This is a genomic window from Desemzia sp. FAM 23989 (assembly GCF_045528345.1).
GTDB lineage: Bacteria > Bacillota > Bacilli > Lactobacillales > Carnobacteriaceae > Desemzia.
In genome coordinates this window covers 1-15,282 of sequence record NZ_JBGQQT010000018.1, presented here as the reverse complement: position 1 = coordinate 15,282, position 15,282 = coordinate 1, and the positions used below count along the sequence as shown (strand labels likewise).

Here is a 15,282-nt window from a genome sequence, read left to right as displayed (position 1 = left end):
CTCTTCTCACCAACCGAGGCTCTCTTATCAGCTTCCTTGAAATGTACTCTTCTCTTCACCGTGTTATCTGATAACGATTTAATCTTTCTATCATCATCGTTTAATTTTAACTACTATATCAATCCCAACTTTTTTTGTCAAACAAAATTTAGTCAAAAGGATTAAAGAAACGTCCTTCGTTCACTGCAAATAATCCTATTCCCACAATGGTAATCAACACAACGACCAGTATGGTGAAGTAATCAGATGGACTAAACGCTTTTGCTGCATACCAAGTCCGCTTTTTATTGGTTCCAAAACGCCGCAACTCCATGGCGTTCGTGATAGTATCGATTCGGTCTAGGCTAGAAAAAATCAACGGCATCACGATTCCAGCAGTCCCTTTAATGCGGTCGCTGATTTTACCTTTGCGAGACATTTCCAATCCACGTGCTTGTTGGGACTGGCCAATTTGATGAAACGATTCTTGAATGTCTGGAATATAGCGCAAGGCTAATGCTACCGAATAACTGATTTTATAATGGACGCCGATTTTGTTTAAACTGGCCGCAAATTCACTTGGATTTGTCGTCAGGATAAAAATCAACGCCAAGGGAATCGTCGCCGTGTACTTCAAGACTAAATTCAACTCATAGAATAACTGCTCTTGCGTTAAGGTGTAACGACCTATCCCTTCCCAAATCACATGCCGGGAGCCATAAAGTTGAACACCGTATTCCGGTTCGAATAAGTAGACGGTCACTAGGTTCAGTATCGAAAAGACGGCAATGAACTTCACCACAAACGAAATCTGGTGCCATTTGATGTCTGCCATTTTGAACAACACTACTGACAACAACGAAATAAACAGTAAAAAACGGGTATCGTACCCCACCATGACAATGACTGACAGCAACATAAAGCAAATCAATTTTGCTGCTCCGCTTAACCGATGCAGAAACGTTTGGTTCGGGATATAGCCTAAAATTTGATGGTCATCCATTCTCCCGCACCTCCCGATCATAGGCGATAAACTGCTCTGTAAAAGCATAAGGATCTTCTAGCCCCAACCGTTTCGCAAATATAAACAGGGAGGTCTCTTTTAGGGAAGCTTTGGCTGTCAACTCTGTGTTCGTTAAAACATATACCGGGCTTGTGTCTGCAACTATTTGTCCCTTTGAAAAGACTAAGACTCGTGTCGAATATTCCAGCATCAAGTGCATGTCATGAGTAATCATAACAATCGTGACCCCTTGCTTTTTCAAGGTTTCCAATAAGCTCAAGAATTCCGTATAATGCTTGAAGTCTTGTCCAGCAGTCGGCTCGTCTAGGATAATCATTTCCGGGTCCAACGCTAAGATAGCAGCGATCGTCACGCGTTTCTTCTGTCCATAACTCAGCGCACTGATTGGCCATTCCCGAAATGGATAAAGGCCACAGACCTTCAAAATTTCTTCTACCCGCTCGCGGATGATGTTTTTGGAAACGCCACGCAACTCCAATCCCAATGCCACTTCATCGTAAATGAGTGTTTTGGAAATCATTTCATTTGGATTTTGCAACACGTAACCAATTTTATCGGCCCGTTCTTTCACACTATACTTGGTAAAATCAGTTCCTCTCCAAGTCATCTTACCGTCTTTTGGTAATAAGAATCCACAAATCGCTTTTGCCAACGTTGATTTCCCAGCACCATTCTGCCCAACAATACTGATCATCTCGCCTTTTTTAAAGGTTGTCGAGACATCCGTTAAAACGTTTGGAGACTGTCTAGTGTAGCGATAAGAAAGATTTTCAATATCCAATAAGGTTTCTGCTGGGAGCACTTCTTGACTGTAAGCTGCTGACAGCGCCCAGTTTTCCATCCGCTCTCTTAAATCTGGAGCCGAAACTTTTTGCACATCTGCTAAAAAGGCGGTCTTTTCCAATGGTACGCCTGCATATTTCATCGCCGTTACATATAATGGCTCGCGAATACCGGCTTCATGGAGTAGAGTCGTTTTCAACAACTCATCTGCTGGTCCATCGTAACTAATTTGCCCATCTTGAAAAAGCAACACACGATCTACTGGACGATGCAATACTTCCTCTAACCGATGCTCAATAATGACTACCGTTGTTTGTGTCGTTTGATGCAGCTCATCAATCAGTTCAATCGTTTTTTGACCAGTAGCCGGGTCTAGATTGGCTAACGGTTCATCAAACAACATCAACGGTACTTCATTGATCAGAACTCCTGCCATAGATACTCGCTGCTTTTGGCCACCGGATAGATCCTGTGGCCGATAATGGAGATGATCCCTCAGTCCGACCACTTCCGTAAAATATTGAACTCGTTCCATCATCTCTGATTGAGGGACTGCATCATTTTCGAGTGAAAAAGCGATGTCTTCCGCTACTGTCAAACCAATAAACTGACTATCCGTGTCCTGTAACACCGTCCCTACATCAAAGGAGAGCTCTGTTAAAGAAGAATCCACCAGCTCTTTCCCTTTAACCGTCACGGATCCTGTAATTTCGCCTGTGTAAGAATGGGGAATCAATCCATTCAAACAATGCGCAAACGTTGACTTGCCAGAACCACTTGGACCAACCACCAGGACTTTTTCACCTTCATAAAGAGTGATATTCAAGTTTTTCAAAGTCGGTTCCGCTTGACTCGTGTATTGAAAACTAAATCCTTTAAACTCTACTATTGCTTTTTTGACCATGTTATTCCCTGTCTTTCTACTGTATTACCCTTTTTTCAAACTTCCTTTAGGTGTTCTGGTTTTAGCATACGCCGTCATCAAAAGAGTTGCAATGATTCCTACAGAAACAATATTTGCACCAGCCGCAACTAAACCTTGCACAAACACTTTATTCGCGGGCTCACTGTAAATCAGTACATCCAAAAGAGGAGCGATTCCAGCCCACACGACTAAGTTTCCAATTACTTGCCAGATATTGAACGCAATGATTTCTTTTTTGCCAAATACCCCATCTTCCAGATTGATCTTGCGGCCGGCTACTCCAAAAATCACTCCAATAATCCCAGAAGAAATAATCCAACTCCACCAAGCACCATAAGTCGTCACGTCTTTAATCGTATGACCAATCAACCCAATCAATCCACCCGCAACTGGTCCAAATAAAACAGACATCAACGCTAAAAACGGATACGCTGTTTCTAAATTCGTATTTGGAATTCCAGTTGGAATCACCGCAAACCTCCCCAATATAACAAACACCGCTGCCCCAATCCCAACAGCTACAATCGTCTTAACAGAAAACTTTTCTTTCATCTTAACTTCCTCCTCTAATGGCTAAACTACTCCAACCTTTTTGATTTGAATAATCCAATCTTTTCCTATTCCAATATCATACATTTGCGAAAATGAGGCTTGATTGACGGCAACTCCAATGTTGACCAATGAATTCACATACATCAAAGCTTGCCCAATTTCCACTTCTGCAAATGAACGGACAAATGTAAGGCTATTCTGATAGATTTTCACTTGTTTGTTGTAAATCGTGACTTGTACAGTGTCATTCGGATGAATGTCTGCTTCCTTAACGACTTCTAATGGTATATTAGTCCACAGCGATCCAAAACGAATATCCAAAATATCGATACTGCCTGTTACCGCATCTTCCTTAACTTCTATCGGAACAGTTTCCAAAACCGTTAAGCTGGTCGTTTCGACCACGGACCCTAACTCTTCAAATGTCACTTCGCCAGAAGCCAGTCTCGCTCCGTTATATGCGTAAACATCTCTTCCATGAAAGGTATGACTATCTTCCGAATGAGGCAAACGGCTCTTGACTTCATCAATCTGACGCACTTCTTCAATCCCTAAATTCAATTCTAAATGAGTCAGAGATCCGTTATCCGGCGTGATTACATAATGACCAGATGTTGTTTTCACCGCGACACTTCTTCGTTCACTACCTACTCCGGGATCCACAACCGATACAAAGACGGTTCCTCCTGGCCAATAAGGTACTGTCTGCAACAAACGATAAGATGCAGACCAAATGTCATACGGAGGAATATCATGTGTCAAATCCTCCACTACAATTTCTTGACTCACCGTATGGGCAACTCCATACATCGCACTAACTGCCCCGTCCCCTAAACCGAAATCAGTTTGCAATACTAGATACTTCTTCACTGTCGTTCCTCCCTAAAATAAGTCGCTAACCTCTATAAATTATACTTCCTCTTTCACCAGTTTCTCATTAGCAATTTTTTGGAAAGCTTGTTCCAAGTCAGCAATAATGTCATCAATATGTTCAATCCCAACAGAGAGACGGATTTGTTCTTCTGTAACACCGGCTTTCAGCAATTCATCACCATGGAGCTGAGAATGTGTTGTACTTGCAGGATGGATAACTAAGGATTTCGCATCCCCGACATTCGCCAAATGAGAGAATAGATTTAGGGAATCGATGAAACCAACCCCAGATTCTCGCCCGCCTTTAATCCCAAATGTAAAGATCGAACTGACTCCTTTAGGAAAATAATTGTCTGCCAATTCTTTGTATTTGCTGTCTTCCAACTCAGGGTAATTTACCCAATCCACTTGCGGATGATTTTTTAAATAGTCAACCACTTTTCGAGCATTCTCTACATGACGCTCGATTCGAAGAGAAAGCGTCTCAATGCCTTGAAGCAACAGGAATGAATTCGTTGGGCTGATAGAAGCGCCAATATCCCGAAGTGACTGAGCGCGAATTTTAGTAGTAAATGCACCCGCCCCTAAATCACCGAATATTAAGCCGTTATAATGCGAATCTGGTTCAGTGAAGCCCGGATATTTTCCGCTGGCTTTGTAGTCAAATTTCCCAGATTCCACAACCACGCCTCCCATTGTTGTTCCATGACCGCCTAAAAATTTCGTAGCAGAATGGACAACCACATCTGCTCCCCATTCAATAGGACGGAACAAATAAGGGGTAGCAAAGGTGTTATCCACAATCAAGATGATGTTATGGTTATGAGCGATTTCGGCCACTCTTTCGATATCAATCAAGTTGATTCCTGGATTACCGATGGATTCAATAAAAATGGCTTTTGTTTTATCTGTAATGGCCGCTTCAAAATTTTCTGGATCGTCAGGGTCTACAAAAGTAGTGTGGATACCCAACTTTTCTAATGTCACACTGAATAAATTGTGCGTACCGCCATATAGCGTCGAAGCGGACACGATCTCATCCCCGCTGTCTGCGATATTGATGATCGCATAAGTAATGGCTGCCGACCCGGAAGCAACGGTAAGACCGGCTGTACCGCCTTCTAATGCAGCGACACGTTCATCCACCACAGCCGTAGTCGGGTTAGTCAAACGGGTGTAAATATTGCCTGGTTCAGTCAAGGCAAAACGTCCAGCAGCCTGCTCCGCATTGTCAAATACATAAGAAGACGTTTGGTAAATAGGAACCGCACGAGAACCAGTCTCGTCTATATGCTGTCCTTCGTGAATCTGTTGAGTTTCAAATTGGTAGTTTTTTTCTGTCATCGTAAATCTCTCCTTTTTTATGGCTTTCCAATAGATTGTTCTGCTTTATCAGTGCTTCCATTGTAGACAATATAATTCAACCAGTTGCTGACAAGTAAATGAGCCGCAGACCGCCAACGAACTAATGGCGATTTAGATGGGTCATCATTTGGATAGTAATTTTTGGGAACGGCGATTGACCGCCCTTTTGCCAAGTCTCGCATATATTCTTTTTCCAATGTATTCGCATCGTATTCCGCATGCCCGGTAATGAACACTTGCCGATTATCCCGACTGCGAATGAGGGCGACCCCTGCTTCATTTGACTCCGCTAGTATTTCCAGCTCAGCTGTTTTTTCTATGGATTCTTTATGGATTCCAGTATGGCGGGAATGGGGGAGGTAAAAGACATCGTCCATTCCCTTAAGAAGACTTGCTTTGGAATCAGATACGCTATGTTCAAAAATGCCAAATAGTTTCTCTGACAAAGGGTATTTATCCAACCCGTAAAAATAGTAGAGGCCAGCTTGAGCGCCCCAACAGATGTAAAAAGTGGAGTAAACATGGCTCTTGCTCCACTCCATGATTTCTACCAGCTCAGGCCAGTAAGCAACCTCTTCAAAAGCAAGATGTTCTACTGGAGCGCCGGTGACGATCATCGCATCGAATTTTTCATCTCGAACTTCCTCTAAGGTTAGATAGAACTCAGCCAGATGAGCAGCCGAGGTATTCTTCGATTGATAGCTCTTCGTGCGCAAAAAAACGACTTCTACCTCCAGCGGTGTATTTCCCACCAACCGCAGCAAGTGCTCTTCAGTTGTTTCTTTCAGCGGCATCAAATTCAAAATCAATAATCGTAAGGATAGTTTCTTCTGTTCTGCACTTACCTCGCCTTCCATATTTTGGATGTTCTCTCTGGCTAGCTTTTGTGCAGCCGGTAATTGTGGATCAACCCTTATCGGCACGATCATCCCTCCTATTTTAAAAAAAGTTCATAAAAAAATCCGCCCCTGCACAAAAAAATCTTTGTGCAAGGACGGAAGAAAGTTCATCTCTCGTGTTACCACCTTGTTTCGTAAAAGCCTCACAGCTTTTACCTCATCCAGTACGCCGAGTTCATTTGACTCAATTATACTGTGACACTATAACGGGCGTACCCGTATTCATCTAAAGTCCAATGGAACTGTCGACAAATCCACTCCAAGGCCATTTTCCATTTCAATTCCACTACCCCTTCTCACCAATAGGGGTTCTCTTTGAGTTTCCTGTAAAATGTACTTTCCTCTTCACTGTGTTTTCTAATCATTATTTAATGTTTGTTATTTTCATCTAATATAACAAGCAAATGTTCAAGTGTCAATCATCAAATTAACTTAAAATTCATCTAGCAAAACGCCTGTCCATTTGAAACACTGTTACTCGGAAATTATATTTTTGTGTATCACCATCGCGCTAACGATATTTAATAGGATAGTTACAATAAGAAGCACCGCGGATACCCAGTTTAAGGTGCTAGTCGTATCCATCAGTGCAGTCCAATCTTGAATTTGGACTAAGTAATTGTTAAAGGAAATTTGAAGCCATAAGGCGCCAGCACAGGCCCCCATACTCAACAAGGGCAGGACAAATGGAAATTTAGTTTTTCTTTTTTTGTATCGTACTATACTAACAACGGGAATGAACCAGGCAACCAAGCCCAAAATTAAACTCCCCACATTAAGCCAACCGTAATCAAATGAATCAAACATAATAATCTCCTTTCACGATTCTCGTAGTATGTGTCTGCATAGATTAATTAGTTGTATTATAGCCTAATGCTGTTAAGAAAAATATAAATTCGCAGCCTTCTTCTTAACCCAATTTTTCTTTTATCTTTTGTATATGTAATTCTTTAGTTTGAGTACACATTTTTATGTAAATTTCTCCTTTACTATCATAACGGAAACTGCTCTCATAAAAAGGCACTACAAGGATATTGAAAGCAGCAGCAAAAAAACGAGCCGGTTATCCCGACTCGTTTCCACTTAACTATTTGTTCCCTTTGCCGTTATTTCCTGAATTTCCGTTGCCATTTCCGTTGTTTTGTTTCAACTGAATCTCATAAGTGAATTCTACAGGATCTCTTTTCCCAGCCGGAGCTGCGTAAGTCGTAATCATGTAGTTTTTCCCGTTTTTGAACAGTTGATTCAATTGCAACGCATCTTCTTGAGTCACATTAAATGGATCGACCTCAATGACTTTCGTGTTTGTCTTTTGGCCTTTTCCATTGCCTACTACACGTTCATTGATAAAGCTGACCGTGTAGTGAACGTATTTGCCCGTAGCTTCATCTAACGTTTTAAATTCGTCGGTAGATGATCCATCATTGGCATAGCCGATTTCCGGGATGGAAATATTGTCGACATACCAACCGGCTTCATTACTCGCCCAGTCTGTTAGATAACGGAACGACAGCAAGACCGATTCGCCTGCATAAGCCGATAAATCAATGGATTCCTCTTGCCATTCCTCGTTCACTCCCGTAAACCCTGGAAGATTTTCCACAATTGTTGGGTAAACACCATCTGCTGTATCACTGCGTGTGTTTTCATTGGCCAAACTTTCCCATGTAGCTCCACCGTCCGTTGAAACTTGTACAAATCCATAATCCCAAGTGTCTTCAATTTGAAGGAGTTGGTCAAATTCTAAAGTAGCTGTCTCTACTCCTGTCAAATCAGCTTCGAAGATTAACCGGTTGTCTGCTTCATCTCCTTGATTCCCCCAGAAAACAGTGTTGTCTGCGTTCAACGGATCCGCAACTTGTTGCCATTGTTGAGGAAGGAAATCGACTCCGTTAAATGAGATGTTGTCGATTTTGCTGTCAAATTTCAGTTCTTTGAAATCGCCGCCCCATGCCGGGACACCAGACTTCTCATAAAGTTCTGACTTTTCAAAGTTGACGGTAAAGCCTCTAGGAGTCCCAGCATTATCTACAGGAACCTCGCGTAAATCAATGCTGTTAAACGCATATTCCTCCTTTCCATGGCGATCATTATCCAACACTAAAGCAGCCATGAAATTTTGATACAGTTGAGTAAAATCTAGACCTGTACCATGTGCTGCCAGTGCTTCATTAACACTCTCGATTCCTTGCTTGTCACTCAATGCCAGGTCACGAATAAACTCTTGGCCAAATTGATCATTCATGTATAAAGTAAACAGGTACACTTGCCCATAATCTGCAATCGTTTCTGGTCCTGTTTCCGCGTAACGGTGGTCATCCCAATTGACGAGCGAATTCTCCGGATGATCCAAGTAATAATTGATGGCCCCTGTGTTGTGACCATATCCTCCAAGATACTCAGAGAACGTTGACATCCCTTCATTGATCCACGTTTCTTCCGCTTCATCATTGTCCGCGTGAATCAAATGCTGCAGTTCATGAATGGTTGTTCCAAAGTACGTAGGGTCTAAACGATTCTCCCAATCCAATGTATCCACCGTAATCATATTACGGTCCGTATAAAGTTCCAATGTCTGCCAGAAAAATCCTGCCACATAATTCGGATATGTCGGATCAAAGTAATTTTCATCTTGCACGTTATCCACCATCAGCATGACTTTCTCACTGCCGGCATAATAATCGTCCGGAATGCCCATCGATTCTAGTAAAGCATTCGTCCCATCTAAAACATCTGGTGTTCCAAAAAAGGAAGTCGCTTGGGGATAGATGTTGCTGTCAAATTCAGTCCGCAACTGATCCACTTGTGCTTGTGTCACTACCGGATCTGGACGAGGATCGCCTTCTGGATAGGCAGTATCATTCGCTACCCATATCTCAACATTCTCTCCTACACTGCGCAGTGTGTATTCTTTCAATTGCAAATTGTAATCCAAGAAAAGCTTGGTTCCGCCATTATATGTAAAATTTCCTTCAGCTGCACTGTCAGAACTTGCTTCAGCAGAATCAAAATTGATGTCAGCTGTTTGTTGTTGTACTTTTTGTGCCGCTTCTTCTAAAAAGGCTTCATCTTCTGAGAGAGTCTCCAGATAAGTATCCACATCCAACGTATCCCCATAACGCTCTGAATCCCATGCTGTCCCCTCAGCTGAAACAGGTGAACTGGCAACAAGTGGGCTGACTAATGATAACCCCACTGCGCTTAATGTAACCAAAGACGATAATTTTTTCTTCTTCATTCCTTTTCCCCCTTTAAATTATCCACATCAAAAAAACTACAAGACCAAATCCGCCTTTCTCATTAAAAATAAATATTACTCACTAAAATTTAATTAAACTGAATTTAAAATAACATAACGTAAACTTTTGAGCAAGTGTTAGATACTTCTGTTCTCAAAGTAATGGTTTCGCAAGCATTATTGAAAAGAAAAAAAATGTCATAAAATATCTTTTGATATCCTATGACAAATTTTCTACTATCAAATTAAATTCGTCCACCAAGACAAAAACCCGTTGGATTTGCTAAAAACTTCTTATTCTACTCTATTCCTCACCTTGCTTTTCACTGACTTGTTGAACTCAAGCCATCTACTGTCCTTACTGAATGGATTAAAGTCATAGTGAGAAATCCATTGACCTGTTTTTTGGAACACTATTTGCCGAGTGAGTTCTACGAGTGTGGAAACAAGATAAACAACGACCGTTACTAAAACTGCATACAAAACGAAAATGAATGGCGAATCCATTAGATGCTCTTCAGTATGGAAAATAGATTGCCATAAAATTGATCTGATGAACTCATTATCGTGAAACAAATAAACTCCAAGCGTCGCTCCAGATACAGTATTGATCCACTTTATCGAGCCGATCGAGATAGTTTTGAACCAAATAAATAGACCCACTGCAGCCGCCAAAATAAATAAACTGCTGTCTTTTGTAAAAAAAGTGGCGTTTCTTATCAAAATATCTAGATTCATTCTTTCTCCAATGAAATTGAATGCAGCAATGGATGCGAAGATCACTAAACAAGAAACCACCGTTAACTGGATACCCATTTTGCGTTTTAAAAAGAAGTCAGGATAGAGCTTGATATATGCACCAATGCTATAAAAGAGTAGAAAACGGGTAATATCGTGATCGCCCATGGAACCTTTAGTAAATGTTGGAATCAAAATCCAGAGAAAAATCATTAGGAAGATTAATTTGAGGTAGTCTATTTTATTTAGACTTATTAGCAGTTTATTCAAAAACGGGGTAAATAAATATAATACGATGTACGTAGTCATGAACCAATATTGTCCATATATAATGGGAAATACATTTCTTAGTGTATCTCCTAAACTGATTGGAAAGCCTAACCCTTTAAACAGGAGTAAGATGCCAATAGAATAAAAGGATACTTGTAAAATCAGCAGAACCAGCTTTTTGAGATTGATTTTTGAGTGGATCATAAAATATCCAGTGATCATCACAAAAAGTGTCACTCCAATTTTTCCGCCTGATTCAATCACTTCTGCTAAAAATATGGTGAGTGTCTGCCTGCCAAATCCATTTTCATAAGAAGACTTTAAAACACCGTGATAGGAAAAATGATGTGCTACGATGAGCACCATAGAGATGATACGCAATAATTCAAAGTTGGATTGTTTTGCGGGGGGGTTCTTTGCATGTACAGGGTGATCGTTTTTAGGGGTATTTTTATCCGACATATCTTCCTCTCCTCAGTAAAAAAACGTGCAACTTATTTTTTTGGTATACAAAAAGAACTCCTCCTCTACATTTTTTATTTAATGAATCATCAAACGGATTGGTTGCAATCATTATACACCCCAAAAATCCTAATAAACAACTGATAACATGGTTGTCGAGACTAAAGTTTTTAGAGTATCTCGAGGTTCCAACAGCTGATGAATAGCATTGAAAAATAGTATCTAAAAAAGAACAATTTGTCTTTACGTTCCTTTTTTATTTGGATTATCGTCAAAAGGGAACGCAAATTTTTTTTGCGTTCCCTTTTGTTGCTATTTATCTCAAAAAAGGCACGCAAGATAGCTTTGCGTGCCTTTTTTTGCCGATTGCCTCTTTTAAAGTAACGTAAACGTCTCCTAAAGTGCTTCTCAGTGTTACTCCACCTGTTTATCCATAATCGACCGAGTAATCTTCTCTCTAATTTCCAACACATCGGCTTTATGCTCCAACTCATACCCTCTCACGATCGTTTCGCAAATCGACAACTGAGCAATTTTCCCTTCGATGGATTCTCCATTGATAAACTCATTGACAGGTGTCTGCAACAGCACATCCGCTAATTTGGACAAAGGAGAAATCGTGGTGTTGCTCAAAACAATAATCTTAGCTCCATTTTGCTTCGCCAAACGAACCGAATCAATAATGTCTTTAGTTCTGCCGGATAATGACATAGCTACTACCACATCACTAGTGGACATAATGGAGGCCACTTGAGATTGAAAATGCGCATCGTTATAAGCTTTTCCTCGAAGCCCTACACGCAGCAACATCTTTTCAAAACTCACTCCTATTTGCCCACTGGAACCCACACCAAATATACTGATGTTTTCAGCTTGTGCGATGTATTGGATCGTCTGCTTCAGATCATTGGAGTCGATCAGCTGATACGTTTCATTTAGTACGGTTATCGAATCTTGGAAGATTTTATCGTAATACATTTCTTCCGATTGGTATTCATATCGCTTAGAAAAATCTTCTTTGGCTATCTCTATTTTTAAATCACTAAATCCGCTGTACCCGATTTTTTTGCAAAAGCGGATAACCGTTGCATCCCCAACACTGATTTCCGCTGTGATGTCATTCATCGTTTTGTTAGAAACTTCACTGCGATTTGTTAAGATGTAATCGGCCATTTTCCGTTCGGATTTCGTCAACTCTGGGTAACAATCTTGAATTTTTTTTATATAACTCATATTCTTTCCTCTCATTCCGCTCGACATTGTATCCCCATTATACAATACTTCTTCTCATTTATCCTCTTCACTCCACTTTTCTCCAAATAGACACAAATAAATTAAATAATAAATGTAAAGGTTTTACAAAATCATTAAAATAGTGATATTGTGATTTTGAAGAAAAAATCCGAAAAAGAAAGGACGTCTATAAAATGGATAAAGAAACATTTTTAAAACAAGTTAAAGGAGGAGTAATCGTTTCTTGTCAAGCACTGCCTGATGAACCGCTTTACACCGAAGATGGCGGTGTTATGCCTCTATTGGCACAAGCCGCAAAAGAAGCTGGTGCTGTTGGGATCAGAGCTAATTCTGTTCGAGACATTATTCAAATCAAAGAAAAAGTCGATTTACCGGTTATCGGTATTATCAAACGCGATTACTTACCTGAAGAACCTTTTATCACGGCTACTATGAAAGAAGTCGACGAACTAGCTGAAACAGGCGTTGAAGTCATCGCTTTAGACTGTACTTCAAGAAAACGCCATGACGGTTTGAGCATCAACGAATTTATCGACCAAATCAAAGCTAAATACCCAGAGCAATTATTTATGGCTGACATCAGTACATTTGAAGAAGGTGTCAATGCTTATGAAGCTGGGATTGATTTTATCGGTACTACTTTGTCAGGCTACACTTCTTACAGCCCTAAAGTAGATGGACCAGACATCGAATTGATTCAAAAATTAGTTGACGCTGGTATTCCAACAATCGCTGAAGGAAAAATCCACACTCCACAACAAGCTAAAAAAATTCACAATCTAGGTGTTAGCGGAATCGTTGTTGGTGGAGCTATCACTAGACCCAAACAAATTGCTGCCGGATTTATTCAGGCACTAGAAAACTAGGAGGGAATGACATGTTTAAGAAATTATCTAAATTAGGTCAAGCCTTAATGCTGCCTATCTCTATCCTGCCAGCGGCTGGTCTGTTACTTGGACTGGGTGGCGCATTGACCAACCCTGCAACTGTATCCGCTTTTCCATTTTTAGGCGCAGCTTGGTTGCAAACGATTTTACAAGTAATGAACTCTGCAGGTAGCGCCGTATTTGCCAACTTGCCGTTGATTTTTGCAATCGGTATCTCGGTTGGTTTAGCCAATGGGGATAAAGGAACGGCTGGTCTTGCCGGAGCCGTATCGTATGTCGTTTATACCGGTACCTTGAGCGTTCTTGCAACTTTGTTCCTTCCAGAAGGCACGGTTGTGGATACTGGAGTCCTTGGGGCTATCGTAATTGGGCTGACTGTTGTTGCTTTGCACACTAAATACCGCAAAATTCAGTTACCGCAATTTTTGGGCTTCTTTGGAGGCTCCCGTTTCATTCCGATTGTCGCTTCACTTGCTGCTATTGTTATTGGTGGTATGTTCTTTATCGTATGGCCGCCAATCCAAAACTTATTGGTTTCAGCCGGTGAGTCTATTGCACAAATGGGAAGCTTTGGCTCATTCCTTTATGGATTCTTGCTTCGTTTAACAGGAGCTGTTGGACTACACCACACGATTTATCCATTGTTCTGGTATACAGAATTAGGTGGAACCGAAATCGTTAACGGCGAAACTATCTCTGGAGCACAAAATATCTTCTTTGGTCAATTGGCTGATCCAAATCACACAGGATTATTCACTTATGGAACTCGCTTCTTCTCAGGTCGTTTTGCAACCATGATGTTTGGTTTACCAGCCGCATCACTTGCGATGTTGCACTCTCTTCCTAAAAAGAACCGCAAGAAAAATGCTGGGCTTTACATCAGTAATGCTTTCACTTCTTTCTTAACCGGTATCACAGAACCGATTGAATATTCATTCTTATTCGCTGCACCCTGGTTGTATGCCATTCATGCCTTTTTAGACGGAGTATCTTTCTTCGTAGCCGATATTTTAAATATCCGTATCGGAAATTCATTCTCCGGTGGCTTTATTGACTACTTACTATTCGGTGTCTTACAAGGAAATGATTCAACGAACTGGATGTTGGTCATTCCTATGGGGATCGCATGGGCGCTTGTGTACTATGCGGTATTCCGTTTCTTCATCACGAAATTCGTGGTAGCTATCCCGGGAATGGAAGTCACTGACGACGACGCTGCTCCTGAATCTGTTGAACGCGGCAACTCTTCTTTAACAGACGAAGCAATGGTGATCATTGATGCACTGGGTAACGAAGAAAACATTGAATACGTTACTGCTTGTGCAACTCGCTTACGCGTTTCCGTCAAAGACAACCAAATAGTCGACAAAGACCGTATCAAACAATTAGGTGCCGCTTCTGTTTTCGAAGTAGACGGTGGAGTTCAAGCCGTGTTTGGTGGTAAAGCCAATCTATTGAGCCAAGAGATCAATCAGATTATGGGAACAGACGACTAATTTTTTCTTTCTGATACAAATAAAACCGTGTTCTGCTCAGAGGTTGAGCAGAACAGGTTTTTTCGTTTTTTGATGGAACAAGAAAGAAATTTAGCCAACACACGTAAAGTCCATTATAACGCTGGTTGCGGTTTAACGCTGATTGAACATCAAGGTGGTTTTTCTCTTGATGTTTAAATGCGATTCTTCATCAAGGGCGGTTTTCCCTTGATGTTCAAACTCAATTTTTCATCAAGGGCGGTTTTCCCTTGATGTTCAAACCCAATTCTTCATCAAGGCTGTTTTTACCTTGATGTTCAAACCCAATTCTTCATCAAGGCTGTTTTTACCTTGATGTTCAAACCCAATTCTTCATCAAGGCTGTTTTTACCTTGATGTTCAAACCCAATTCTTCATCAAGGCTGTTTTTACCTTGATGTTCAAACCCAATTCTTCATCAAGGCTGTTTTTACCTTGATGTTCAAACCCAATTCTTCATCAAGGCTGTTTTTACCTTGATGTTCAAACCCAATTCTTCATCAAGGCTGTTTTTACCTT

Annotated in this window: 12 protein-coding genes and 2 other annotated features (1 of these 14 only partly in view); of the genes, 2 read left to right on the top strand and 10 right to left on the bottom strand. The window is 40.9% G+C overall.

The window, feature by feature from the left end; translation table 11 throughout:
- Positions 1–68: a binding site (T-box leader), on the bottom strand (it extends 204 nt beyond the left edge of the window).
- Positions 69–148: 80 nt separating this feature from the next.
- The 10 genes from ACEN36_RS09950 to ACEN36_RS09905 all read right to left on the bottom strand — a co-directional run bounded on the left by ACEN36_RS09950 (position 149) and on the right by ACEN36_RS09905 (position 12,341).
- Entirely contained in the window at positions 149–982 is an 834-nt protein-coding gene (locus tag ACEN36_RS09950) for an energy-coupling factor transporter transmembrane component T family protein (protein ID WP_407126528.1), read from the bottom strand.
- Positions 975–2,690 (bottom strand): ABC transporter ATP-binding protein, encoded by a 1,716-nt coding sequence (locus ACEN36_RS09945; protein WP_407126526.1) that lies wholly within the window; start codon positions 2,688–2,690, stop codon positions 975–977. Before ACEN36_RS09945 ends, ACEN36_RS09950 begins: the two co-directional genes overlap by 8 nt.
- Before the next feature lie 24 nt (positions 2,691–2,714).
- Entirely contained in the window at positions 2,715–3,263 is a 549-nt protein-coding gene (locus tag ACEN36_RS09940; RefSeq protein ID WP_407126525.1) for an ECF-type riboflavin transporter substrate-binding protein, read from the bottom strand.
- A 21-nt stretch (positions 3,264–3,284) separates the two neighbouring features.
- Positions 3,285–4,133 carry an S-adenosyl-l-methionine hydroxide adenosyltransferase family protein gene (locus tag ACEN36_RS09935; RefSeq protein ID WP_407126524.1) on the bottom strand — a complete coding sequence of 283 codons (849 nt, stop codon included), beginning with the start codon at positions 4,131–4,133 and terminating at the stop codon, positions 3,285–3,287.
- Between the two features lie 39 nt (positions 4,134–4,172).
- Positions 4,173–5,480: an O-acetylhomoserine aminocarboxypropyltransferase/cysteine synthase family protein gene (locus tag ACEN36_RS09930; RefSeq protein ID WP_092481198.1), complete on the bottom strand. Its 1,308-nt coding sequence runs from the start codon at positions 5,478–5,480 to the stop codon at positions 4,173–4,175.
- Positions 5,481–5,497: 17 nt separating this feature from the next.
- The gene (gene metA / locus ACEN36_RS09925; RefSeq protein WP_407126523.1) at positions 5,498–6,430 is read right to left on the bottom strand and encodes a homoserine O-succinyltransferase; all 933 of its coding nucleotides are present in this window, start codon (positions 6,428–6,430) and stop codon (positions 5,498–5,500) included.
- 58 nt (positions 6,431–6,488) lie between these two features.
- Positions 6,489–6,758, bottom strand: a binding site (T-box leader).
- Positions 6,759–6,874: 116 nt separating this feature from the next.
- The gene (locus tag ACEN36_RS09920; protein WP_092481200.1) at positions 6,875–7,207 is read right to left on the bottom strand and encodes a hypothetical protein; all 333 of its coding nucleotides are present in this window, start codon (positions 7,205–7,207) and stop codon (positions 6,875–6,877) included.
- A 280-nt stretch (positions 7,208–7,487) separates the two neighbouring features.
- A complete protein-coding gene (locus ACEN36_RS09915; RefSeq protein WP_407126522.1) occupies positions 7,488–9,638 on the bottom strand; it encodes a choice-of-anchor J domain-containing protein in 2,151 nt (716 codons plus the stop codon).
- Positions 9,639–9,932: 294 nt separating this feature from the next.
- Complete coding sequence (locus tag ACEN36_RS09910; protein WP_407126521.1) at positions 9,933–11,108, bottom strand: acyltransferase; 1,176 nt, start codon at positions 11,106–11,108, stop codon at positions 9,933–9,935.
- Between the two features lie 414 nt (positions 11,109–11,522).
- Positions 11,523–12,341: a MurR/RpiR family transcriptional regulator gene (locus ACEN36_RS09905; protein WP_407126520.1), complete on the bottom strand. Its 819-nt coding sequence runs from the start codon at positions 12,339–12,341 to the stop codon at positions 11,523–11,525.
- 194 nt (positions 12,342–12,535) lie between these two features.
- Between ACEN36_RS09905 and ACEN36_RS09900 the strand changes: the two genes are divergently transcribed.
- Positions 12,536–13,228 (top strand): N-acetylmannosamine-6-phosphate 2-epimerase, encoded by a 693-nt coding sequence (locus tag ACEN36_RS09900; protein WP_407126519.1) that lies wholly within the window; start codon positions 12,536–12,538, stop codon positions 13,226–13,228.
- An 11-nt stretch (positions 13,229–13,239) separates the two neighbouring features.
- The gene (locus ACEN36_RS09895; protein ID WP_407126518.1) at positions 13,240–14,745 is read left to right on the top strand and encodes a PTS transporter subunit EIIC; all 1,506 of its coding nucleotides are present in this window, start codon (positions 13,240–13,242) and stop codon (positions 14,743–14,745) included.
- Positions 14,746–15,282 lie beyond the last annotated feature (537 nt).